Origin of the sequence: Hymenobacter sp. YC55, from assembly GCF_029433095.1 — a bacterium.
Classification (GTDB): Bacteria; Bacteroidota; Bacteroidia; order Cytophagales; family Hymenobacteraceae; genus Hymenobacter.
Genome location: NZ_JARNTX010000012.1, coordinates 1 through 24,462 on the forward strand (window position 1 = coordinate 1; position 24,462 = coordinate 24,462).

Annotated in this window: 14 protein-coding genes; 7 read left to right on the forward strand and 7 right to left on the reverse strand. The window is 57.1% G+C overall.

Translation table 11 applies throughout. The features are described from left to right. Nucleotides 1-105 precede the first annotated feature (105 nt). Together P1X16_RS30430 and P1X16_RS30435 are read left to right on the forward strand one after the other, a co-directional pair. Nucleotides 106-798: an exopolysaccharide biosynthesis polyprenyl glycosylphosphotransferase gene (locus P1X16_RS30430; RefSeq protein ID WP_277236543.1), complete on the forward strand. Its 693-nt coding sequence runs from the start codon at nucleotides 106-108 to the stop codon at nucleotides 796-798. A gap of 449 nt (nucleotides 799-1,247) precedes the next feature. After that, a complete protein-coding gene (locus P1X16_RS30435) occupies nucleotides 1,248-3,398 on the forward strand; it encodes a family 43 glycosylhydrolase (RefSeq protein WP_277236544.1) in 2,151 nt (716 codons plus the stop codon). 85 nt (nucleotides 3,399-3,483) lie between these two features. Here P1X16_RS30435 and P1X16_RS30440 read toward each other — a convergent pair whose 3' ends face one another. After that, the gene (locus P1X16_RS30440; RefSeq protein WP_277236545.1) at nucleotides 3,484-4,587 is read right to left on the reverse strand and encodes a hypothetical protein; all 1,104 of its coding nucleotides are present in this window, start codon (nucleotides 4,585-4,587) and stop codon (nucleotides 3,484-3,486) included. 496 nt (nucleotides 4,588-5,083) lie between these two features. Here P1X16_RS30440 and P1X16_RS30445 point away from each other — a divergent pair, with 496 nt between their 5' ends. Further along, nucleotides 5,084-6,010: an adenylate/guanylate cyclase domain-containing protein gene (locus tag P1X16_RS30445; RefSeq protein WP_277236546.1), complete on the forward strand. Its 927-nt coding sequence runs from the start codon at nucleotides 5,084-5,086 to the stop codon at nucleotides 6,008-6,010. Between the two features lie 386 nt (nucleotides 6,011-6,396). Then, complete coding sequence (locus tag P1X16_RS30450) at nucleotides 6,397-7,689, forward strand: cysteine desulfurase (RefSeq protein WP_277236547.1); 1,293 nt, start codon at nucleotides 6,397-6,399, stop codon at nucleotides 7,687-7,689. Between the two features lie 113 nt (nucleotides 7,690-7,802). On the opposite strand, the gene P1X16_RS30455 is transcribed toward P1X16_RS30450, so the two are convergent. The 3 genes from P1X16_RS30455 to P1X16_RS30465 form a co-directional block, all read right to left on the reverse strand. Beyond that, nucleotides 7,803-10,019 carry a bifunctional alpha,alpha-trehalose-phosphate synthase (UDP-forming)/trehalose-phosphatase gene (locus tag P1X16_RS30455; protein ID WP_277236548.1) on the reverse strand — a complete coding sequence of 739 codons (2,217 nt, stop codon included), beginning with the start codon at nucleotides 10,017-10,019 and terminating at the stop codon, nucleotides 7,803-7,805. A gap of 54 nt (nucleotides 10,020-10,073) precedes the next feature. After that, the gene (locus tag P1X16_RS30460; RefSeq protein ID WP_277236549.1) at nucleotides 10,074-10,955 is read right to left on the reverse strand and encodes a cyanophycinase; all 882 of its coding nucleotides are present in this window, start codon (nucleotides 10,953-10,955) and stop codon (nucleotides 10,074-10,076) included. A 1,430-nt stretch (nucleotides 10,956-12,385) separates the two neighbouring features. Then, nucleotides 12,386-12,598: a hypothetical protein gene (locus P1X16_RS30465; RefSeq protein WP_277236550.1), complete on the reverse strand. Its 213-nt coding sequence runs from the start codon at nucleotides 12,596-12,598 to the stop codon at nucleotides 12,386-12,388. A 584-nt stretch (nucleotides 12,599-13,182) separates the two neighbouring features. Here P1X16_RS30465 and P1X16_RS30470 point away from each other — a divergent pair. From P1X16_RS30470 to P1X16_RS30480, 3 genes are all read left to right on the forward strand, one after another. Then, nucleotides 13,183-13,590, forward strand: a complete 408-nt coding sequence (locus tag P1X16_RS30470) for a hypothetical protein (RefSeq protein WP_277236551.1) — start codon at nucleotides 13,183-13,185, stop codon at nucleotides 13,588-13,590. Nucleotides 13,591-13,682: 92 nt separating this feature from the next. Continuing rightward, nucleotides 13,683-16,061: a TonB-dependent receptor gene (locus P1X16_RS30475; RefSeq protein WP_277236552.1), complete on the forward strand. Its 2,379-nt coding sequence runs from the start codon at nucleotides 13,683-13,685 to the stop codon at nucleotides 16,059-16,061. Nucleotides 16,062-16,114: 53 nt separating this feature from the next. Beyond that, the gene (locus P1X16_RS30480; RefSeq protein ID WP_277236553.1) at nucleotides 16,115-17,671 is read left to right on the forward strand and encodes a PepSY domain-containing protein; all 1,557 of its coding nucleotides are present in this window, start codon (nucleotides 16,115-16,117) and stop codon (nucleotides 17,669-17,671) included. Nucleotides 17,672-17,691: 20 nt separating this feature from the next. Here P1X16_RS30480 and P1X16_RS30485 read toward each other — a convergent pair whose 3' ends face one another. The 3 genes from P1X16_RS30485 to P1X16_RS30495 all read right to left on the reverse strand — a co-directional run bounded on the left by P1X16_RS30485 (nucleotide 17,692) and on the right by P1X16_RS30495 (nucleotide 24,106). Beyond that, nucleotides 17,692-18,951, reverse strand: a complete 1,260-nt coding sequence (locus P1X16_RS30485; protein ID WP_277236554.1) for an efflux RND transporter periplasmic adaptor subunit — start codon at nucleotides 18,949-18,951, stop codon at nucleotides 17,692-17,694. A gap of 31 nt (nucleotides 18,952-18,982) precedes the next feature. Then, the gene (locus P1X16_RS30490; protein WP_277236555.1) at nucleotides 18,983-23,404 is read right to left on the reverse strand and encodes a CusA/CzcA family heavy metal efflux RND transporter; all 4,422 of its coding nucleotides are present in this window, start codon (nucleotides 23,402-23,404) and stop codon (nucleotides 18,983-18,985) included. Nucleotides 23,405-23,704: 300 nt separating this feature from the next. Further along, nucleotides 23,705-24,106, reverse strand: coding sequence for a hypothetical protein (locus P1X16_RS30495; protein WP_277236556.1), 402 nt, complete (start codon nucleotides 24,104-24,106; stop codon nucleotides 23,705-23,707). Nucleotides 24,107-24,462 lie beyond the last annotated feature (356 nt).

Below are 24,462 nucleotides of genomic sequence, written 5' to 3' on the forward strand. Positions count from 1 at the left end.
TATATCTTATCAATATTCCATTAAAAACTTAGATTTTATGTATCCAAGTCAACGGTAGTGACGTATCTTCGCCACATACTCCTATTATCTTAGATTTTTTCCATAATGAGCACGCTGACTCTCACCTGCGAGCCTACCTCACCAGTAGTACAGCCTTTGCTGAACTTTAATGGTTTCAATCACATCCCCCCCAAACTAGTAGTGCAAGGGTCGCGTCGAAAGCGCGCTTTCGACCTGATTTTTGCTGCCTTAGTTGTGCTGTTTCTACTTAGCTGGCTAATGCCGCTTATTGCCTTACTAATCCGCCTCGAATCGAAAGGACCCATACTCTTCAAGCAACTTCGCACCGGCAAAAATGGCAAGCCATTTTACTGCTTCAAATTCCGAAGCATGCGCACAAGCGCCGATGCTCATCTAAAGCAAGCCACTAAGGGTGACAGCCGTATCACCAAGGTTGGGGCATTTTTGCGCAAGACCAGCCTAGACGAATTGCCGCAGTTTATCAACGTGCTTAGAGGAGAAATGTCGGTTATTGGACCTCGGCCGCACATGCTTCGCCACACTGAGGACTACTCCAAGGTAGTACACAATTTTATGGCACGCCACGCCATCCTGCCGGGCATTACGGGCTTGGCGCAAGTATCGGGCTACCGCGGCGAAACCAAGGAAACCGAGGCCATGGCCAAACGCGTCGAAGCGGACTTACAGTACATTCAGAACTGGTCGTTCGGGCTGGACCTCAAAATTGTGGGGCAGACTATTGTCCAGGGTTTGAAGCCTCAAGAACACGTGTTTTAAACGCTAAAGCTGTCGCCGTCTAGGTGCAGCTTGGAAGCACTTGCGCCGAGTTGAGAAGCTGTGAATTATCTGCGGGTGGGGCAGGGGAGGCGTACGTAGCGGAGGGACGTAATCGCAGAGCTACCTTCGAAGGAACATAGCTTAATTTCAGTAGAGCATACAAATTGGTGCCAGCCGTTATAAGAATGGACTGCTGTGTACCGGCTACTTAGGCTGCAGAGGGATAGTTGATTGCCTAAGGTCTAGGAGAGAAGTCTCCATAGATCTTATCAGTAGAAGATGGCGGAAAATCAGTGAAAAGCGAGTTGTAGACGAATTTCTACCCGTCAAAAGGCTAGTTTACCCCGCTTCCACTACTAGCGGGCGCGCAACCTTTGTAATGAAACTCGATCAGAGTTTACTACTCGTTTCACTCTCGCTTTTCCAAACCCGCCAGCTCGTTTTCATCTATGAAAGCACCTTTTCTGCTGTTGCTCCTATTCCTGAGTGCTGTGCTACTAACGGCGCCGGCCGCCGCCCAGGCCCCGAAAAAAGAGAAGTACAATGCCTATCTGTTTGCCTACTTCACTGGCAACGATAAAAAGGAAGAAGCTATTCGCTTCGCGCTTAGCAACGACGGTTACCACTACGTGGCCCTAAACGGCAACCGGCCAGTTGTCAGCTCTGCTGCCATCAGCGAAACGGGTGGCGTGCGCGACCCGCACATTTTGCGCGGAATTGACGGCAAAACCTTCTACATGGTAGCCACCGATATGGTGTCGGCCAATGGCTGGAGTTCTAATCGGGCCATGGTGCTCCTCCGCTCTACCAACTTGGTGCACTGGACGTCGAGCGTCGTCAATTTGCAAAAGAAGTACCCCGGTCAGGAAGCGCTGCAACGGGTGTGGGCCCCGCAAACCATCTACGACGCTAAAGTTGGGAAGTACCTGATTTACTTTTCGCTGAAGCACGGCCAAGACCCCGACAAAATCTACTACGCCTACGTCAACAAGGATTTCACCGATTTGGAAGGCGAGCCCAAGCAGCTGTTTTTCAGTCCTACTAATGGTGCCTGCATAGATGGCGACATTGTGACCAAGGGTGGGAAGTACTACCTGTTCTTTAAAACCGAAGGCCAAGGAGCCGGCATCAAAATAGCCGTATCCGATAAGCTGACCGAGGGCTACGTGCTGCAAGACCGCTACGTGCAACAAACCAAAGACCCAGTGGAGGGTGCGGGCACCTTTAAGCTCAACAACTCCGACGACTACATCCTCATGTACGACATGTACACGACGGGCAAGTATCAGTTTACTCGTACCCGCGACCTGCAAAATTTCACGGTGGTCGACAACGAGATAAGCATGAACTTTCACCCGCGGCACGGCACCGTGATGCCCATTACCGATCAGGAAGCCGCCCGGCTGGCTGCTCGCTGGCTTACACCGGCCGATGTGCTACAGCGGGCGCAAAACTCGTCTATCCGCTCGCTCAACACGGTAGCGGATACTGTCAGCCGCCAAGTGAAATTACAGGTGATGCCGGGCACCAACCTGCAATCGTTCGACCCGAAATTCGTGGGCTTCGGGTTGAACGTGACGCCGCGCGGGGCGCAGAACTTCGCGAGAGGGCCCGTAAAGTACACGGTAGGTCAGGGCCGCCAGCAGCAAACGTACACCGTCTCGGTTGCTGAAAATCACAACCCGGCGCTACGCGGGTACTACGCCGACCCCGCCATTATGTACGCCGAAAAAACTGGCAAATTCTACCTCTATCCCACCAGCGACGGCTTTACCAACTGGTCGGGTACTTACTTCAAAGCTTTTTCGTCAACTGACCTCGTGAACTGGCAGGATGAAGGCGTGATACTAGATTTGCCGAAAGACGTCAGTTGGGCTAAGAAGAGCGCCTGGGCGCCTTGCATCCTCGAGCAAAAGACTTCCACCGGCTACCGCTACGCCTATTACTTCTGCGCGGGAGCCAAGATCGGGGTGGCCCTGTCCGAGAACCCAACCGGCCCATTCGTGGACTCAGGCAAGCCCCTGCTCGATCAACTGCCCGCCGGCGTCAAGGGTGGCCAGCAAATCGACCCGGCTGTGTTTCGCGACCCCCAAAGCGGCAAGCTGTACCTGTATTGGGGCAACGGGTATATGGCCGGCGCCGAACTCAACGATGATCTGGTATCGCTCAAGCCAGAAACTGTGCGCATTCTTACTCCGGATGCCACTTTCCGCGAGGGTGCCCACGTGTTCTACCGCAACGGCAAGTACTACTTTATGTGGAGCGAAAACGACACCCGGGACCCCGAATACCGAGTGCGCTACGCCACCTCCACCTCGCCGCTGGCTCTGCTCACGGTGCCAGCCAACAATTTGGTTGTCAGCCAAGATCCGGCGGCTGGCATCTACGGCACCGGCCACAATTCGACCATTCAGCTGCCCGGCCGCGACGAGTGGTACTTGGTTTACCACCGTTTCACGTACCCCGAGGGCATCACCATGGGCAAAGCAGCGGGTTTCCACCGGGAGGTATGCCTTGATAAGCTGGAGTTCAACGCCGATGGCAGTATCAAGCCCGTGCAACCCACCCATGCCGGTATTCAGCCGGTGAAAGTAAAGTGAGGAAACCTGGTGGTAGGTAACTGCCCTCGGCATCCGAAGGTCCGCATTGCCGGGAACAGTTACCTTAACATACAGCCTAGTTGCTTTAGAAGCGCAATCCGGCGTTTAGCCCTAGCCAGGCACGCGTGTTGGTGCGGCCATGGGTTTCGTTGAACAGCTCGAGGTGCCGGCCGCCGAGGCGGGAGCCATAGGTTGACCGTTCTGAAGCCCGGTAATTGGAAACCATGACGTTGAGCGTGGGCCCTACGAGAAGGGTAGTGCGGCTCGTAGGCGACAAACGCCACCCAATCATCGGGCGCACCTGATTCAAAAGATTAAGCTCCTTGGTCCAGCCTTTCTTTTCGTTTACTTGAAAAGCGAGAGCGTCTACGCTCAGCGTCAGGCGTTTGGTTGGTGCTATTTCGGTGCCGAAACCGTAGCCCAAGCCCCAGCGGAAGGTGTCGCTGAAGGGCTGTGCGCCCACTGCGATGATGTTATAAAATTGGTGCGAAGCGCCCATCTTGTATGCCGCGTTAGCAGGTAGCGCCTCGCTGGTCCATACTTCGGCTCGGTGGTAGCCGTGCCGCACTAAACTGAGTATCCCAATCGAGGCTCCGGCTACCGAGTCGGCAATGTTGACGGGGGCCAATTGCAAGCCTTTTACCGTGCGGGCTATGTTGAGCAGGCCGGCCACTTGCACGCCCCGAACCTTGCCTGGCGTTACGTTCGCTAAGCCCGCTACCTGGTTGGTAGTGGCGACATTTTCTGCTGAGCCTTGATAATTCAGTAAGCCTGCCACCTGAGCACCCTGTACCGAACGCACCGTAATGTTGGCCAGGCCAGCTAGTTGAGCTCCCTGCGCAGGGCCACCAACTAAGTTAGCCAAGCCCGCCGCTTGTAGCCCCTGCACCGAATCCCGGTCCACGTTGAGCAAACCTCCTAGCTCCAAGCCGTTTACCCCGGCCGCGTAGCCGGCTAGCAGGTTCAGCGAAACCGTATTTATGGTACGCCCTCCATGCAAGCCATTCGTGCCGAGCGGGGAAACCAAGGTAAGTTGAAAAGGCTGTTGTTGGTGCGTTGGCGGAACCACCGGGCCTTGGGTGTCAGGCGTAGCAGGCGTTACGGAAGCAGACTGTGCGTGGGCGCCAAGCAAGGAATTTGCCAGTAAACCGGCAAAGCAAATGGCGTAACGGAAAGACGCGTTTTTCATAAAAGGGTACTGGTTAAGCAAAGATGATTCCGGTGCCAGCTACTTCGTGGGCATAGCTTTCCCGGTAAGCCGTCGAAATGGGTTTTGGCCATGGCAGCCGGCTGGTAAAAACCTTGGTAGGGTGAAAGGAAGAAAGCAGGGCCAACCGCCCGCTTGCATGAAAAAGAGGTGCTGAAGCTTACCGCACGCCCTCGAATGAAACGTTTCAGCTATAAGAGACCTAACCCGGTCTTTACCCCCACGCTAGAATGAAAAAAACTTAAAAACTTGGTTAATCGCTTGATTTGTCACTGACTTTCAGTTGCTTGTAAAATTGCGCTAGGCAAAAAACAAAAGCAATGGGCGCTCTAAGCACTAAGGCTGCTTTTAGCGGTGCTGCAGGTAAGTGGCTGTGGCGGCAGCTGGTAGCAACGTATCCTTCCTGCCGCATGATAGCGGCAAAGAAGCCTTAGTAGCGCATCTTTGTGCTCGTGCTTCCCCTGCTACCTTTTGCTCTATGACGCCGCACCTGTACGTGTTGCCCGACCACCGCGACTTGGCTATTGCTCCCGGTCAAAGCATCTTGGCGGCTACTTTGGCGCAGGGTATTGCCCACGTGCACGCTTGCGGCGGGAAGGCTGAATGCTCTACTTGCCGGGTACAGGTGCTGGAGGGACTGGCCTATTGCTCGCCGCGCAACGCCTGCGAGCAAGCCTTAGCCACGCGGCTGAACCTGCCCGACAACGTGCGCCTGGCTTGCCAGACCACCGTAGCTGGCGGCCACGTGCGCTGCTCACGGCCCATCCTCGACACCCTGGATCTGGAGTTGACGGCCCAGGAGTTTGAAAACCCCGACCAGCAACTTGGCCAGCAGCAGCGCGTGGCCGTGTTGTTCTCCGACATTCAGGATTATACCGTCTTTGCTGATATCCTGCCTCCCTACGATGTGATTCACATCCTGAACCGCTACTTCGGTGTGATGAGCGAAATCGTAGCAACGCACCACGGCTATATCAGCGACTTCATCGGCGACGGGCTCATGGTGGTATTTGGGCTGGAGCACCCGGCTACCGCTGTTACCGACGCGCTGGCAGCTGGGCAGGCTATGCTCCGCAGCGTGGAGAAGCTTAATCCTTACTTGCAGCAGATGTACAACTGCTCTTTCCACGTGCGCATTGGGCTGCACTATGGCGAGGCTATAGTCGGTCATATCGGTGCCCGTGGCTTTCGTAAGCTGGCCACCATTGGTGATACGGTGAACGTGGCCGCGCGCATTGAAAGCGCGAACAAGAAGTACGGCACCCAGTTTCTGGTGTCGGAAGAGGTGGTGCAGGCTGCGGGTACTGCCTTGCAGGTAAATCAGGCCTTCCTAACACCGCTGAAAGGGAAAAAAGGCTTGCACCGGCTTTATGAAGTAGCCATTCAAACCGCTCCAATGGAGTAGGCTCAAGCCTTGCTTGTTGCTTAGCAACATTTGGTGGGGTAGGGGACCTTGGCACGCAAGCAGCTTCTCATTCACTTATTTGGCTGTGCCGGCAAGTATTTGTGCATAAGCCTAATTCACCAAACCGCTTGATTGCTCGCTTGCGGTTGAAGTGCACAATAGGCTATGATGCTCTCAGGGCCTCTAGCGGGTTAGAGACAGGCCTATAGTTAGACAGGGTAGTCCCTAGGCCTAAGGGGAGCTTTTCTGTATTTGTACGGAGCGTAAATGCGGGTTTTTTGGGTTGTAAACGCAGGTTGGGGCTCGTATAACACTGGATTAAACTCCACCCAAACCGGCCGCGCTTTCATGCTTTCGTGGAGCGCAGCCGGCAACCCTTTTGCTTTATGACACCCACCCAAACCGCCACCGCCCGCAACCACACCGGGCAGGCCTCAATTCCCTCGGCCTACGATGTAGCCCGCATCCGTGCCGATTTCCCCGCCTTGCAGCAGCAAGTCAATGGTCAGCCCCTGATTTACTTAGATACTGCTGCTTCCTGCCACAAGCCCCGCGTGATCGTCGAGCACCTGCAGCGGCTGTATCTGCAAGACTACGCCAAGCCCAATGAAAACCACCCCATGAGCGTGGCCATCACCGAGCAGAAAGAAGAAGCCCGGCAGAAGGTGGCTGATCTGCTTAATGCTTCCAAAAACGAAATAGTGTTCGTGCGCGGCTGCACCGAGGGCATCAACCTAATAGCTACTTGCTTCGAGCGTAGCCAGCTACAGCCCGGCGACGAAATCATCGTCACGATGATGGCCCATCACTCCAACTACTTGCCTTGGGAGCTGGCTTGTCGCCAAACTGGGGCTCTGCTAAAGGTGCTGCCCATTACGCCCAGCGGCGAAATGGACTTAGACCAGCTAAAAGACGCCATTACCGAAAAAACCAAGCTTGTTGCCGTCGAACATTCCTCGCATGTGCTAGGGACCATCAACCCTATCAAGCAGATTGTGCAGCTAGCGCACAAGCGCAACGTGCCTGTGCTGGTCGACGGGGCGCAGGCTGCCCCGCACATGCCCGTAGATATGCAGGATCTAGGCTGCGACTTCTACACTTTCTCGGCCCACAAAATGGGTGGCCCTAGCGGGGTAGGCGTACTCTACGGCCGCAAGTCTTGGCTAGATAAGCTGCCGCCCTATCAGCTTGGCGAGGATATGGTGGACACCGTTAGCATCGCCCGCACTTTTTCTTCGGCTGAATCCAAGTACAAATCGGCGCCGGAACGCTTTGAGGGTGGCACTCACGCCTTTGCCGAAATCATTGCCTTCGGCCACGTCATCGACTACCTCAACGGCATCGGCCGCCAACAGATTCAGGAATATGAGGAAGGGTTGCTGCACTACGTTACTCCCAAGATGGAAGTCATGGACCGGGTGCGCATTATCGGCACGGCCCCCGAGAAAGAGCCGTTGGTTTCCTTCACCCTCGACGGTATTAAAGCCAAGGATGCGGAAAGCTGGTTCAACAAGCACACCGGCATTGCGCTGCGCGCTGGCGACCTTAGCGCCCAGCCCCTGATGAAGTCGTTTAATTTGGAAGGCGTCCTGCGCATTTCCTTCGGGTACTTCAATACCCACGACGAAATCGACCAGTTTATGGACGCGCTACAGCAGTGCATCCGTGAAAAAGGCTAACGCCGCTCAGATAACTAGTTACTTAAAAACGAAAAAGGGCCAGGCGTTTCGCGCCTGGCCCTTTTTGAGTTTGTACTGGTATAGCTCGCCTGAAATTAGTAGGAGCCGACCTTTCAAGCATTAATGGCAGTAGGTTGGCTTACTACCTCGGTCTGGAGCAAGCTACCGAGAAGCTTGCGCACGTCCGTTACGTCGGTAACGGCAAAGCGGGCCAAGGAGCGGGGCATAGGACCCACTTTTATTGTGTACGCCTCGGGAGGCATGGCCCCAAAAGTGTCCTCGTCGGTGCGGTCGTCGCCTAGGGCCAACACAAACCCTGGGTGCTCGGCTCCGAGCCACTGGGCGGCAGCAGAGCCTTTGTTGATGGCTACGTGTTTGACTTCCAGTATCTTATTGCCTTCCAGTACCTGCAGGTCGGTGTTGGAAGTCATAAAGCTTAGGTGGCTAAGTAAGTCGCGGGTGCGCACGTCTGCAAGTCCAGGGTCGGCGCGGCGGTAGTGCCACACCAGCGAGTGACTTTTCTCTTCGACGAAGGCCCCGGGCGTGCGGCTCACATACTGGTCTAAAATAGGCAGGAAGTCGCGTTTCCATTCGGCCCGCAGCCCTTCCTGAATCAGGTGCCACTCGCCACCGGCCCGGCGGAGCCACACCCCATGCTCGGCAATAAAGTCCACAGGTAAATGTCCGAGCCAGCTTTCCAGGGAAGCCCGGTCGCGCCCGCTGATAACCACCACCCGGTTGCGCGCATCCGAGGCTAGTTGCGCTAACAGCGTAAGCAACTCGGGGTCGGGCTGGGCGTGTTGCGGATTGGCTTGAAAAGGCACCAGCGTGCCGTCGTAATCGAGCAGCAGCAGGCGCTGGTCGGCCACCTGATAGTCGTGGCGCAGCTGGGCTTGAACCTCGGCATCGAGCACGTCGGTGGCCAGGGTGAGCTGCTTGATTTTCGCGTACGACAGACGGTCCATAAACAGCTTGGTCCAAGCAAATACGTCGTACTGCTGCACCAGCGCTTGCATGGCCGTCATGCGGGTACGCTGCTCTTCTTCGGGCATGAGCAGGGCTTCGTGCAACGCCTCGGCTAGTTGGCCGGTGTCGGTGGGGTTGATGAGCAGCGCCTCGTTCAGCTCCTGCGCCGCCCCGGCCCGCTCGCTTAAAATCAGCACTCCCCGCTGGTTGATTTTGCTGGCAATAAACTCCTTGGCCACCAGGTTCATACCGTCCCGCACGGGCGTTACCAGGGCCACATCGGCTAAGCGGTACAGCGCAGCCAGTTCATCGAAGGGAAACGAGCGGTAGAAATATTGAATTGGGGTCCAGCTAATGGTGCGGTATTGGGCGTTGATGCGGCCTACTAGCTCGTCGATTTCTTCTTTCAGCGCCGCATACTGCGCCACTTGGTCGCGCGAGGGCACCACCACCATCAGTAAGCTGACACGACCCACCCACTCGGGATGGCGCTGCAGCAATAGCTCGAAAGCCCGCAAGCGCTGGGCAATACCCTTGGAGTAGTCGAGCCGGTCGATGGAGAGTACCACGCGCGCATCGTGCAGGGCCTGGCGGTAGGTTTGCTCGTGGGCCTGCGCCGCTTCTGAAGCTGCCGCCTCGGCGTACCGCTGGTAGTCGATACCCATTGGAAAGGCATCCACGAGTACTGTCCGCGAAGGCGTTTCAATCAGCCCGTTGTGGTTGGGCAGCCCTAACAGGTGCGACACGGCACTGAGGAAGTGGCGCATGTAGCCGTAGGTGTGGAAGCCGATAAGGTCGGCGCCAATCATGCCCTGAACCAGTTCGGTCGCCCAAGGCAGTACCCGGATCAGCTCGTAGGAAGGAAACGGGATGTGCAAAAAGAAGCCAATGGTAGCATCGGGCCGCTCCCGGCGCAGCATCTCGGGTAAGAGCAACAATTGGTAATCGTGCACCCAGATGGTATCGTCGGGGCCGGCCAGGGCCAGCACGGCCTGGCAGAATTTCTTGTTGACGGTCACGTACGCTTCCCAGTGCTCGGGCTCGTAGGTGGCGTACTGCGTGAAATAGTGGAAAGTCGGCCAGAGTGTGGAGTTACTAAAGCCTTCGTAGAAATCCCGAATTTCGGCATCCGTCAGAAACACCGGGGCCATGCTATCTGCTTTCAGCTGCTCGGTTACGTGTGCTTGCTCGGCAGGCTCTTCCACCGACAAGCCGGGCCAGCCTACCCACACATTGCCTTCGGCCCGGTAGATGGAGCCCAGGCCTGTGGCCAATCCGCCTTCGCTGGGCTGAAACGTGAGACCCTCGGAACTGCGCTGCACCTTGGTAGGCAGGCGGTTGGAAATGATTATTGTTCTGGACATCTGTCTTCAACGCTAGTAAGGGGCACCGGCAACGCCGCCGCAAATGATAGGAGCTTAGGCCGGGCTGCTGGCCATTGAAGAGGAATACGTTTCCTCGACACCATTGAAGCCCGGCAGGGTAAACAGTTGACCTTTGGAAAGCATGTGCAGCCGCAGGTCGCGAATAGAAAACACTTGGCCGGCCGCAATTTCATAGATGGTATTGCCGCTGCAGTTGTGGCCGTCCACCACTACTACCATGCCGTTGCCGAGCACTTCCAACTCACTTCCATTGCGCACGAGCACGGCCGTATCTTCTTCTAAGCCCAGGCCAATGCAGCCAGGATTGGTAGCAATGATCTGGGCCATGCGTACAATACGGCCCCGAGCCACAAAATGGGTATCGATGGCCACGTCGCGCAATAATTGTAAACCAGTGGTAATGTGAATTTCATCTTTAACAAACCCGGCGTTGTTTCGGCCTTGATAAATCATGGGCGTACTCATGGCCGCGGCTCCGGCGCTGGTGCCGGCAATCAGGATGGGCTCTTGTTGATAGCGCTCGGTGAGGCGGTGCAGCAGCTTGGTGCCACCGAGCAAAGCCGTGAGTCGCAACTGGTCGCCGCCGGTCAGCATCACGCCGTCGGCCCGGTCGATGACTTCTACGGCGTCCGGGCTGTTGGCTTGCTCACGGCTCTGAATGTTAAGCACTTCGATGCGCTTGATGCCTAAGCTTGAAAACACATCGACGTAGTCCTGAGCCGCTTCTTCTGGTTCTTCGGAAGCCGTCGGTATCACAACAATGGTGCGCGAGCCAGCTAACTCATCAACGAAGCGCTGCAAAATAAAATCTGCCGAAGTTTCGAGGCTACGGCCTTGCTGTTCGGGCGTTTGGCGCTGTTCGTGGCCACCAATTGCGAGCAGACGGCCTTTAGGTTGGGGAAAGTAGGAGGGCATGAAAGCAGAGTAAAATAAATCATTGGCCCCTGCTCCTGAGTTGTGCTGAGTAGTAGCATAACTCAGTGGTCGAGCCGATGCGGCGCACTAGCCCTTGTGGTAGCTAGCCACGCCAAATGGTTTTAAAGCATGTGCAATGCGTGCAATCAGCGAAAGCAGCGGCCTTACCAAAGCCAGCTTGCTTTGTGCCTAGCTAGCAAATGAATCTTGGGGTTGTGGTAACCACTCCTGTTAAGGCGTGGCTTCACTTGCTTGCAAGCTCTGGGCTTGGTTTTGACCGGATGCATTGAAGGCTTGTTCGGTCATCCGCGGCTGATGGGGGTTGATTGCCACAATTGCCCATCGCCGGTGGGCAAGCAGTGCAGGCGGTAATAACCGCGCAATATTTCCCCACTGAAAGTAAGCCGAAGTGTACCCTGAGCTAATTCCGCACGCAAGTTGGAGGTGGCACCAAGTCTGGCAGATGCCCATTGTACTAGGCCTGTTTCCACGCACGACAACGAATCAGAACAAGTAGCGCCCGTTAGCAACCACAGCAACACGGGACGCTTTGGTAAGTGCTTGAGGGGTTCTGATATTACCCAACGCGCGAAGCTCCCGCAGGAGTCTTCCAACACTAGCTCATAATAAGCAGGAATCTCCCGTGAGCAGCGAACAGCAAAAGTAGGCGCGAACCGGGAAGGCAACGCAACCACCTCAGAGAAATTCAGTTCGGGATTCATAGCAAAGGTAGGGCGTGACATTAACATGCTTTTGTAACGGCGCCCGGCCTAGTTGCAGCGGTAAGAAAAGTACTGATTTTGATATAGCGGCCTTCCACTAGATAATCCGTATTAATGCGGAGAACCTGATTTTACTTGTTGATAATAATTTAATAATCAAATGTATAGGTGTATTGCACCGAGTGTGTGAAGTGCTCACACACTGGTTTGTTTCACTACTCGTAGTTGCACAATCAATAGTATAGATAGTAGCCACACTTCTTTTTGACGGGTCAAGCTGAAGCGCACCTGTGCTACCACGCAGGTACAAATTACCTCATGAGGTACCCCACCGTCTAAGCACGATTCAGAACAGGCTACGTTGAGGAGCCGCATAACGCCTGGCTTACGCCAGGTAAACTCAGCACGAAGACAGGCGTGCATGTCAGATCTAGCTGAGAATCTACAGCTGCAGGCCGCTATATTCTCCCAAATGAGTAACCTGAACTCTTAAGCTAAACGTGGTTGGTTTGGTAGCATTAGTATCTCCTTTTAGCCACTAGTATAGCAATGCCTAGGTAATATACTTTGCCATTGGAAACCTAAGAGTCTACTATTTGCTATGAAGACCCTGTATAGAAGATGTTGGCAGTGGAATAGAATTGGTTTGCTATAAAATGGCAAAGCCCCTCGGTAAGAGGGGCTAATGACAACGCAGCCGCAAGCGTATTAGATACTGGCGCTAATAGGATTATAAATAGAACGATTGGCACCGAACGCACCTATGAGCAAGCCGCCAACTAACAGAGCGTGGCCTCTTTGTAAGGCGGCTTCACCTTCAGCGTGAGAGATGCTGTGACCGTCGATAGTAGCGAAATCGGGAAGCTGGCTTTGGGCTTGCGGGTTATGTGCCAAGAAAAAAGCGAGAGCAGTGAGTTCCATTAGGTGTGTGGTAGTAGATTGATGGCGTTTATGCCATCAAAGCTCGGGGGTATACCTACTGAAATAAAGGACAAACAGACTGCTTTTGCGACTTGTACTATACTAATATTGGGCGATACAAATAATTGATTTAGCCGACAACTAATTTGCGTTGCTACAAAGCAAGAGTTATGGTCGAGCTAAATACTATCAATGTGTGACATCTAACACTTGCGAATCACAACACAGAAACTGATAAGCTACCCATAAAACAACGCTTTCGGTTGTAGCAGAAGCTTGAAAGCAACCGCGGCTTTTCGCGCCGGTTCAGGTAATGAGAGGTTGGTATTGACACCCAACATAGAAAAGTCCGATACGCTCCATGAACAACTATAAGTCTGATATAATGCGTGCAAGCTCTTAAGCAAGAGGGGTATAGCCTGCTGTAAGGTCAAGCATTCAAGAAAACGGCTTAGCTGCCTGATCAGTCAGTAGCGTCCTGCTGAGCGGAATTGGTGGCGAGATAACAAAGGCAATAGTTTGGTGCTTCAGCTTTCCGCATGTTCCTTTGCTAGCCCGGCCGACTGCTAAAGTCGGGTCCAAGTATGCGTCAGGCCATTGCCATTTTGCTTCTTTGTTCGCTTTCGGTGCACTGCGCCGGGCGGCTAGGCATTGTGGCCAATTGGTGGCTCAACCGACACTATGTGGCCCGCGTGCTGTGCATCAACCGCGACAAGCCGGCCATGCATTGCAACGGCAAATGCCACCTCGCCAAGCAGCTGCGGGCCGCTGCCGCAACTGAGGAGCAACAGCAACCCCTTGGTGGCAAGCAAGCCTTTCAGGAAATCACCCTGTTTTGCGCGCCGGTATTTGTGTTGCGGGTACTGCCACCGGCAGCTTACCGCTGCGCGTCGCCGCTGTATGCGGCCTTGCGCATGCGCGCCTATAACTGGGACCGGCCGGGCCCCGATCACCCGCCTGCTGGACAACTGATGAGTACTCGTTTTTCCTGAGTTCTGGCCTGCTCGCCCGAATTGGCTTCCGTGTGCCCATAGGGTAGCGTGGAACCGAGGCGGCCGGCTATTCATCGGTTATTTCCTGCTTTGTGAAACACATTTTCTTATTGCCCTTGGCTCTGCTAATGAGCCAGGCGGGCTTGGCGCAGCGTACCCTGTCGGGGCACGTGTTCGACGCCATCACCAAAGAACCTTTGGTTGGGGCCACGGTGCGCACTCTTGATAGTAGCACTGGCACCGCCACCAACTCTGCGGGCTATTTCACTTTGCCTACTGCCGCCACGCAGGTGGTGGTGTCGGCCCTTGGTTACCAGCCTCTTACCTTCACACCTGCAGCTGGCCAAGCCCTGCGCGTAGGACTGAAGTCGGCCGTAGAAAACCTGCAAACCGTGGTGGTAACGGCCAGTCGCGAAGCCCAACTGCGGACCGAAGCGCCGGTGGCTATCAGACAACTCTCGCCCACTGTTATTCAGGAAACCAAGGCTACTCTGCTGACCGAACTACTCAACAAGGTGCCTGGCGTGGTGATGCTCAATTACGGTAACGAACAGCACGGCATGGGCATCCGCCAACCCTTCGGTACCAATGCCTACTTCCTGTACCTAGAAGACGGCATTCCGCTGCGACCAATGGGCGTGTTCAATCACAACGCGCTGCTTGAGTCCAACCCATTAGCTATTAGCTCGATAGAAGTGGTGAAAGGACCGGTTTCGTCGCTCTACGGGCCCGAAGCAGTGGGTGGAGCCATTAACCTGCTCACCAAGCGGCCAACCAGCGTGCCTACGCTCAGCGTAGGACTGCAGGGCGACCAATACGGCTACCGGCGCGTGCAACTCGGCGGGGGCGGGATGCTCACTGCCAAGCTTGGCGCTTACGTAAGTGGCTATGTGGCCCGGCAGCGCAACGGCTGGCAGGCCCAGTCCGATTACGACAAGCAGTCGGTGAGTGGGCGGCTGGAATACGCCTTGACCGACCGTACCCGCCTCACGGCCGCGCTATCCTACAACCACTACAACTCGCAGACCAGCAGCGCAGTGGACAGTGTTGCCTACTACCGGCGTGAGTATTCTTCGACTTCCGCCTTCACGTATCGTAAGACGACGGCCTTGCGCGCCCGCCTAACCGCCGAGCACCAGTGGAATTCCCAGCACGCCACCAGCCTGACCACGTATTTCCGCGACAACAGCGTGGGGCAGAACCCGAGCTACGGCATCCGTTGGAATAGTGGGGCTACCACGGCAAAAGGCGAGGTCAACGTCAACGCTTTCACGAGTTACGGCGTCCTGGCGCAGCACAGCGTGAAGTTCAACTGGCTTGGCGCGCGGCTGCTTGGTGGCGTCAGCTTCGACTACTCGCCCACCCATTACGATGCCCACCAGCTCGATTTGACAGCTCAGTTACGGGCCGACAAGAAGTCGGTGGCGCAGTACTTGGTGGCGGCGGACCGGCCCGATCTGCTTGTTGCCAACTACGATGTCGACCTGCGCAACTCAGCCTTGTACGCCCAGCTCGACTTGCATCCGTTGCCCACAGTACCGGCATTACAGCTGACGCTAGGCGGCCGCTTCGACCGGCTGGCCTTCGATTACCAGAACTACCTCGACCAATCTACTGGCGCCAAGCACTACCAGCAGGCCACCCCGAAAGCGGGTTTAACCTACGACCTAGGCCACGGCCGGGGGCTGTACGCCAACTACTCGCAGGGCTTTTCGCCGCCCGGTTTGACCACCATTTTCCGGGCGCGGCCGAACACGCCCGTCGGGGCACCAGCCGAATTCTACTATAATCTGGAACCGGCGCGCTTTTTCAACCGCGAAATCGGGGGCTGGGCTGCTTTCCTCGACCACAAAGTGTACGTGGACGGCGCGTTCTACCAACTCGATGGACGCCACGAACTGCTTTCCATTCGGCAGCCCGACAATTCCACGGACTACCAAAGTGCCGGCAAAACCTTGCACCGGGGCGTGGAGTACGGCCTGACGTACAAGCCTACCAAGGAGCTGTTTTTCCGCTTTGGCGGCACCAACGCCGTGCACCGCTACGAAGAGTTTGCTCTTAGCGCCAAGGCTACGGATGCGGTGCAGAACGTCAATGGCAAGGAAATGCCGCAGGCCCCGCGCTGGGTAGCCAACACCGAACTCACCTACAAGCCGAAGTGGCTACCCGGGCTGCGCATAGCGGGTGAGTACCAACGCATTAGTGCTTGGTACCAAAACCAAGTCAATACAGTACGCTACGCCGACAAGGGCCTGTTTGGGGCCGAGGGCATGAGTGTGCTCAACGTCCGCACGGGCTACAATTGGCACGACACGTGGGAACTGTTCGTGAATGTGCTCAACGTCACCAACGAGCGGTATGCTACGGCTGCCACCCGCGGCAATGCCGGCACTGACCGTTCCACTTACACGCCCGGGGCCCCGCGCACTGTGTCGGTGGGTGGGCAATTCAACTTTTCAGGTTCGCACTAACTGTTTTTCGGCTGCCGCGGCCGGTGACAGTTGTCGGCCGCCCTGACTATTTTATGGAAACCCTTATTTCTCGCCATGCCGCGCCGGCCCGTCCGGGGCGGGTGCGCCGCTACGTGCAGCGCAACATCTACCGCTGGCACCGCCTCGTGGGGTTGCTCACGCTGGTACCCGTTATCTGCTGGACACTCAGCGGCCTGCTGCACCCGCTGATGAGCAACTGGTTGCGGCCTTCCATTGCCAAGGAAACCCTGCCTCCGCAGCCCGTTCCGCATCCGGCTTGGTCGCTCAAGCAGGTGTTAACCCACAATCACCTCATTGCGTTGCGCAACGTGCGTTTGGTGCAGTGGCGGCAGCAGCCCACCTATCAGGTCCAAACTGGTTTGCCCACGGCCGAGCCTCGCTACTTCAGTGCCACAACCGGCCAGGCACTAACTCCCGATGCTGACCGGCAATACGCCGAGCAATTGGCCCGCTACTTCACCCAGGATTCAACGGCCCGCCTGGTAGCGGCCGAGCGGCTAACTCGCTTTAGCGCCGACTATCCATTTGTGAATCGCTTGCTGCCCGTCTGGAAGCTGACCTTCGAGCGGCCTGGCGTGCGCATGGTGTACGTGGAAACTATGCCCGCCCGGCTGGCGGCCTTCAACAACCCTACGCGGGCCGCTTTCCTGCAATTCTTCGCCTTGCTCCACAGCTGGAGCTGGCTGGAACTGCTGGCCAACAACACGGTGCGGGTAGTTGTGATGCTGCTCTTGCTAGGCATTATCTTGGTTTCTACCCTGAGTGGCTTGGTGCTGTACGGCCTTATGTGGGGCAAATTCAGAAGGCCACGCAACGCACAGGACCAAGTGGGCTGGCTGCGCAAATACCACCGCGCCGTAGGCTTGGCCGTGGCGCTGGTTACTTTCACCTTTGCCGGCAGTGGGGCCTTCCACGTGCTGCTCAAACTGCACCCCGATGAGCGGCTGCGTTTCCAACACGCCCCGGCTATACCAACGTCTCGCCTTTCGATTGACTTAACCCAGCTTCCCCTCGACTGGCAGCAGGTGCAACAAGTGGCGTTGGTTGAGCTGAATGGACAAGTTTACTACCAAGTGACAACCCTCCCAGCTGGGGAGCAAGGCAGTAAATCAGTTGCCGGTGTCAGTACCGGCCAACCCGTGGAAGCTGTGCGCTCCTCTTTGGTTACGTATTACAGCGCTGCCACCGGGCGCGTCCTCACCAACGGGCAAAAGCAATACGCTGCTTTCCTAGCAAGTACCTTCTGGCGGCAAGCCAACGGAGGACCCACCCCGGCTATCGAGAAAATCGAGCAGATAAACCATTTCGAGGGGGAATACGGCTTCGTCAATAAACGGCTGCCGGTAATGAAAGTGGTGTATCGCACCCCGCAGCACACAACGCTGTACGTGGAGCCGGCTACGGGCCGGCTGGCGGCCCGCGTGGAAAACACCGACCGTTACGAGGGCCTGAGCTTTGCTTTCTTACACAAGTACCACGCTGTGGGCAGCCTCGGCAAAAACGTCCGCGACGCCATTACCATGCTTTCCGCGGCGGGGGTGCTGGCCGTATCGTTGCTAGGGTTTTGGCTGCTCGTGAAAGGGAGGTAAATGGACTGTTCCGGCGGTAGTTACTCCTGGCCTTTGGTGTATTCTCCTTCCAAGAAGTATGCCCCTCGCCGCACGACTTGGGTGCTGTCGGGCAACGAATCTAGGGGTGTGATGGGCACGTCGCCGTAGTGCACCGGCCCGGCCTTCACTTTGTAGCGCCGGAAATGATAGCCTTCGGCAGCGGGCTGCACGCGGGCGTAGACGTAGCTCACGTCACCAGCCTGGATAACGGCGTCTTCGGGAAGGGTACGCTGGCGGGCGCCATCCGTTTGAATGCGGGCGGCTACATACTGGCCTGGCAGCAGGCCGCTAGCGGCCTCTTCCTGCAAGTGCGCGTGCACCGTAACCGTGTGGGCGTCGTTGTCGAAGGCTTTGCCTACCAGGTACACATTGGCCCGTTGCTGCTGATCGGCGCGGCTATTGGCCAGCTTGAAAAGCACAGTCTGGCCGGGGTGCACCTGGGCAATGTCTTTTTCAAACACCTTTAGTTGCAGGTGCAGATCCGACCGGTCCACTACCTCTACCAGCACGTCCTGCGGGTTGACGAACTGGCCGGGATTGATATTCACAGCTTTAACGTACCCCCCGATGGGGCTGGTTAGCGTAACGCTAGGCGTGAGCGAAACGGCCCGCAGGCGCTCGGGGACTAGCCCAATCAAACGCAGCTGGCCGGCCAAGGCCCGTTCGGTGGCTTGCTCGGTTTGGTAGTCAGCCTGGGCCTGTTGCAGCCGGCGCTTAGCGCCCACATCTTCGGCGTCCAGTTCCTTCTGGCGGGTTAGTTCTTGTTGCAGAAATTGCAGCCGGGCGCGGGCCTGTAAGTACTCTTGCTGCAGCTTCAGGTAGTCGGGGTGGCGCAGCACGGCCACCACGGCACCTTTGGCTACAAACTGACCCGGCAGCACCTTTACCTGCTGCACGTAGCCGCCCATCACGGCGCTAATGGAAGCGTAGCTCTGGGGCGGCACGTCGATGACGCCGTTGGCTGGTACGTCGGAAGTCATGTTCTGGTGCGTAAACCCACCTAGCGTAATGCCCGCAGCCTGGTACTGCGCCGGGCTGATGGTGAGTTCGGTAACCGCGCCAACCGAAGCGGCAGAATCAGCCGCTGGCACCTGGGCTCCCGCGGGGGTCTCTATTGTACTTGGCTCACTGCGCGACTGACAAGCCGGTAGGGCGCCGGCTGCTAGCAGCAAGGCTGCCGCAGCCAAGTTGCGGCCGGGTTTATAAACAAGGAAAAGCAAAGCCTGCCGAACGGGCAGCACAAGCAAGGAGAAAATCATAGAAAGAAAAGGAAAGAGGCCGCCACGGGCGCTATTGAACATCCGGTCCGGCTAGTGCCTGTAAGGCAAAAACCAGCTCATTGTATTGGGTGGCTTGGTCGAGGTAAGCGGCCTGAATCTGCCAGGCCGGCTCGGTGTTCACCACGTACGTAACGTAGTCGATGTCGCCGGCGCGTAAGCTTTTCTCGGCGGTGGTAAGAATGAGTCGGGCCTGCGGCAGAGCTGTTTGCTCGTAGTAAGCTACCGACGCCTGGGCCCGGACGAGTTGCTGACGCAAACCAGCCAATTGTCCCTGCAACTGCACCGTAGCGTAGGAAAGTTGCGTAGCGGCGGCCTGCTCGGCCACGCGGGCGGCGGCCACCCGGTTTTTCTGCACGCCGCCTAGCAGTGGCAACGACAGCCCCACTTGCCCGACGTTGTAGCCGCCTTCCTGGTTGATGGTCTGATTGAAATAGCCCGCCCGCAGATCAGGCAGGCGGCGCAGCTGCTCGACTTTGGTTTGCTGCTGACTCACGGCTACTTCCTGCCGTAGCACTGCCAGCGTTGGGTTAGCGTCAGGGCTGAGGCCGGCGGTGTCGGCAGCAGTAAATGGCGCCAGCAACTGGGTGGTGGTGTCGATGGATATTGGGTTGTTGCCAGCGCCCAGCAGCACGCCGAGTTGCTGGCGCTGCACCTGTACCTGCGTGCGCAAGGTGGCCAGGCGGTTGCGTAGCTCCAGCGAGCGGGCCGAAGCCGATACCTGCTCGAGGCGGTTGGTTTCGCCGGTGCGGTAGCGCACTTCGGCGGCCCGGGCGGCCCGGCGGTAAAGGCTATCCTGCCGACGTAGTAGGGCCGTGCGGCGGTAGTCGGTCAGCAGCTGATAGTAGGCGCTACGAATTTGCTGGGTGAGTTGTCGGCGCTGCACCCGGCCGCGCTGCTCGGCGGTTAGCACCTGGCTTTCTAACAGTTGGCGCTGGGCGGCATACACCATAGGCAGCGAAGTTTGCTGAATGATGTTCACCGTCCGGTCGTTGAGCGGCCCCTGAATTTTGCCGTACTGAAAATCGACCAGCGTGCGCGGAATATCATAGCCCGTGCGCGTTAAGGCACGCTGCCGGCTAACTTCCAGCGTAGCTGATTCCACCAGCAGATTTTGCTGCAAGCCTGTTTGTAGCGCCTGCACCAGGGTGAGCGGCGTACCCGGAGCCAGCGGCGTAGGCCGGGCGGCGGTAGGCCTCGTCTGAGCTTGAGTCGGAATAGTTAGCCCGAGCAAGCTCAAGCCCAGCCCCACGAGCAATATGCTACGCAATGCGGACCCTGCCACGGCATGGTGAGTTGGCGCTTCGGCGGGCTCGTCGACTTCGGTGGGGCTCGGCTCCCCGTCCTTGGTGAAGACGGTGTAGAGCACCGGCAGTAGCACCAATGTGAGTAGGGTAGCCGAAAGCAAGCCGCCGATAACCACCGTCGCCAGTGGCTTCTGCACCTCGGCCCCGGCCGCCGTCGACAAAGCCATAGGCAAGAAGCCCAGTGCTGCCACCGAGGCCGTGAGCAGCACCGGCCGGAACCGCTCGGTGGTCGCTTCAAGTACCCGTTCCCGTACGCTATCCACGCCGGCCTGCGCAAACTCGTTTACGCTGGCCAGCAGCACTATACCGTTGAGCACGGCCACCCCAAACAGCGCAATAAAGCCTACGCCGGCCGAGATACTGAAAGGCATACCCCGCAGCCACAACGCCAAAATGCCGCCGATGGCCGCCAGCGGAATGCCGGTGAAAATCAGCGCGGCCTGCTTCACCGAGCGGAAGGAGAGGTAGAGCAACAGGAAAATTAGCCCCAATGCCACTGGCACAGCCACTTGCAAGCGGGCCTTGGCTTGCTGCAAGTTCTCGAACTGCCCACCGTAGCTTAAAGTATAGCCCGTGGGCAGCGGCAGGCTCTTGGTTAGTTTCTGCTGAATATCACGCACCAAGCTTTCCACGTCGCGGTTGCGCACGTTCACGCCAATGTTGATGCGCCGGCGGGCATCGTCGCGCGACACCTGGGCGGGGGCATTGCGGAAAGCCACCGTCGCCACTTCCGACAGCGGTATTTTTCCGCCGCCCGGCAAGTCCACGTACAGGCTATTGAGGTCCTGCAAGCCCCGGCGGCTGGTGGAGTCGAGGCGCACCACCAAGTCGTAGCGTCGCTCGCCCTCGTACACCTGCCCGGCCACGTCACCAGCAAAAGAGGCCCGCACCAGCGCGTTCAGGTCGGCCACATTCAGGCCGTATTGGGCTAGCTTCTGCCGGTCGTAAAGCACGCGCATCTGCGGCAGCGCCACAATTTGCTCGACCTTTAGGTCGCCCACGCCGGGCAGCGGCCTGATTAGCGTAGCCGCCTGGTTGGCTTTGTCATAGAGCACGTCCAGATCGTCGCCGTAGATTTTGATGCTGATGTCGGACTTCGAGCCGGAAATCAACTCGTTGAAGCGCATTTGGATAGGCTGCTGAAACTCGAGGGTGATGCCCGGAATACCCGCCAACGCCTCGTTCATCTTGCCCGCCAACTCTTCGCGCGAGTGAGCCGAAGTCCATTTACTCTGGTCTTTAAGCACCACAATCTGGTCGGAGTCTTCCAGCGACATGGGATCGGTGGGAATTTCCGAGGTGCCCACTTTGCCTACTACTTGCTCGACTTCCGGAAACTTGTCTAGCAGTATCTTCTGGACTTGCGTGGTGGTGGCAATGGTCTGGGAAAGGGAACTGCCCGGCTTGATGCCCACGTACACGGCAAAGTCGCCCTCATCGAGCTGGGGCACAAACTCCCCGCCCATTCGCAGGAAGATGACGGCAGCCAGCACGAGCAGGCCCACCGCCCCGCCCACTACTACTCCGCGCAAACGCAGCGCCCCGTGAATAAGCGGCTGGTAGCCCCGGAACAAGAACTTCATAATGCGGTCGGCTAGGGTGCCTTCCTCCTTGATGTTTTTGCGCAAAGCCCAAGCCGCCACTGCCGGCACATAAGTCAAGCACAACAGCATGGCCCCCAAAATGGCGAAGCTCACCGTGAGGGCCATAGGCCGAAACATTTTGCCTTCGATGCCGGTCAGGGCCAGTATGGGGAAGTATACAATCAGGATGATGAGCTGCCCAAACAAGGCCGAGCGCATCATGCGCGTAGCGGCTCCTTCAGCCACCTGATCCATGGTTTCGTGCGCCGACTGCGCCCGGTGGTGAACCAGTTGAAATATCATGGCTTCCACAATAATCACAGCCCCGTCGACAATGAGGCCGAAGTCTAGGGCACCCAGCGACATTAGGTTGGCCGACACCCCAAAGGCGCTCATCAGTCCAAGCGCGAACAGCATGCACAGCGGTATCATGCTGGCCACCACAAGGCCCGCCCGCAGGTTGCCGAGTAGCACCAGCAACACAACCACGACGATGACGCCGCCTTCAATTAAATTCTTGCTGACGGTATGTATAGCCTTGTCAATAAGCTTGGTGCGGTCTAGAAACGGGTCGATGGTTACGCCCTTGGGCAGCGTACGCTGGATTTCAGCCACCTTGGCTTTCACGCCCTGAATGGTTTCTTCTGACGAGGCGCCCTTGAGCATAAGCACAATGCCACCCACGGTTTCGCCTTTGCCGTCGCGGGTCATGGCCCCGTAGCGCATGGCGTGGCCGAAGCCCACCTCGGCCACGTCGCGCACCAGCAGCGGTGTCGTGCCCGACTGCTTCACCACGATGGTGCCGATGTCCTGTAGGGTGCTGACGCGACCTTCGCCGCGGATAAAGTAGGCGTTGGGTCCCCGCTCGAGGTAACTGCCGCCGGTGTTGGCGTTGTTGGCCTGCAGGGCCCGAAATAGTTCGGCCATGCTCACACCCGCCGCGTTGAGGCGGTCGGGGTTGACGCTCACCTCGTACTGACGCACGTAGCCCCCGAAGCTGCTCACGTCGACCACGCCCGGCACGCTGGCAAGCTGCCGCTTCACCACCCAGTCCTGCAAATCGCGCAGCGCGGCCAGTGAGAACTTCTGCTCGTAACCGGGCTCCACGCGCAGCGAGTATTGAAAAATTTCGCCGAGGCCGGTGGAAATTGGGCCCATTTCTGGGCTGCCGACGTCGGCTCCCAGGTTGCCTTCAGCCGCTTTTAGTTTCTCGGCCACTAGTTGGCGGTTGCGGTAGGTGTCGGCCTCATCGTCGAATACCACCGTAATAACCGAAAGGCCGAAACGGGAGGTGGAGCGTATTTCCTTCACGCCGGGCACGGTCCGTAGTTGCAGTTCCAGTGGCACGGTAAGCAGTTGCTCCACTTCCTGAGCAGCCAGCGCCGGCGACTGAGTCAGGACTTGTACCTGGTTGTTGGTGATGTCGGGAATGGCATCCAGCGGCAAGTGCACGGCCGAGTAACCTCCCCACGCAATTAGTCCCACTACGAGCAAGACCACGAAGAGCTTGTTGCGGATGCTGGCCGCAATGATGGATGAAAGCATGTGGTAGGAATTAGCGTCTGGGCTGGCGCAAGGCAAGCTCTACGCGGCGAAGAAGGCCACGCGAAAAGCGCAGGGCCCGACTTCGAGTCTTGCCCGTACTGGGCAAGCAGACGCAACAACAATAAAGAAAAGGAATGCCTACTGCCCGGGGCCAGCGGGAGCATAGTGCGCGGAATCTTACCGATACAGGCTCGGAGCACAAGCAGGCAACAAAAGAAACAGCCGCGAACAAGGACACTGGCGCGACATTGCCGACCACATTGTGGTGTGGGCACACGTCTGCCAGTCAGGCCCTGAAACTTAAGCTCGAGGCGGCTGGAGAAGGGCAGCGCCTTCTGCGTCGAGGTAGCGTGGGGGTGAGGCCAACCGGTAAGCGGCGGTGCGCCAAGACAGAGGGAGCTGCTGAGTCAGCAGCCGAGTGGCGGGAACCACGTACTCCAGATTAGGCAAGCGGTGCTGCCCATGCAAGGGCAGCTGGTCGTGTTCCGTTGAGGGCGGGCACTGCTGGATGGTGGAGCCTCCCAAGTTGTAATGAGCACTCAGGAATTGGCGGAAAGACATCGAGCCACCCTGAGGAGTTTGGTGGTATTGGAAATGCTCCAGTAGCTGCGGCAGCTTGCCCAGTTCCTCCACATCGTTGTGTGGCATGAGGCCACCCACGAACATGATTAGGCTCAGAAAAAGTGCAAGGGCCGCTTTCATTTCAAGCGCAAAGATAGGGCGTCAGCCTATATAGTTGGGTCTACTACTTGAAAAACGCCCCAGGCAGGCCTGATCTGTTACAATAATTCGACAGAGAAAATTTGCGTTTCACCACCGGGACTATGGCAAGTCTTGTTCAACTACCAAGTTGGTTGAATAAGGTAACGTGCTTGAAGTAGCAAATAGCTGTGTGGTATATGCGGTATAATTGGAAAGGCTTACTATGGATCTACAGAGGTCGATTAGCTTTCATGGATAGTATGGCCAACCACGTAAGCACGTTACTAAGCAAAAGGTCCCGCTCTATGCATAGAGCGGGACCTTTTCTTGTAGCCCTATGCCTATGGTTGATGCAC